Consider the following 415-nt stretch of genomic DNA (forward strand, 5'->3'; position numbering starts at 1 on the left):
TTGGGAATGGCGCGCGGCTGCGTATTGAGAGCAGTTATCCGGCATTGGACGGTCAGGAGTTTGATGCGACGCGCCTCAAGGCACTCATCGACGAGGAACGTGAGGCCTATCACTGGTGAACGGATATCGTGCCCTTGACCTGAAGCATTTGCTGGAGCCCCTGGAGGCGCTTCAGCCGGCGGGTCATTTCGATGAGAACGACGAGCGTTACCAGATTATTGACCAGGAGATGGTCAAGCTTGGAGGCTTGCATGAAGCGAGCATGGACTGGTCACGCATCGACGAAGCAGCCAGGCAGTACTTGACGCAGCAGTGTAAGCATTTCCGGGTAGCCGGCCACCTGATCACCGCATGCCTGCGCGCGCGAAGCTGGCAGGCCTGGGTGGATGCGCTCGGGCTGCTAACCGGCATGGTG

General features: G+C 59.5%; 1 protein-coding gene. It reads left to right on the forward strand.

Going from position 1 to position 415, the window contains the following annotated elements; translation table 11 throughout:
- Positions 1-115: 115 nt before the first annotated feature.
- On the forward strand, positions 116-415 hold a 300-nt coding region (locus SB816_RS29980; RefSeq protein ID WP_410547990.1), incomplete at its 3' end, for a type VI secretion system ImpA family N-terminal domain-containing protein.

Source organism: Achromobacter sp. SIMBA_011 (assembly GCF_046535435.1).
In the GTDB taxonomy this organism is placed as follows: domain Bacteria; phylum Pseudomonadota; class Gammaproteobacteria; order Burkholderiales; family Burkholderiaceae_B; genus Achromobacter; species Achromobacter dolens.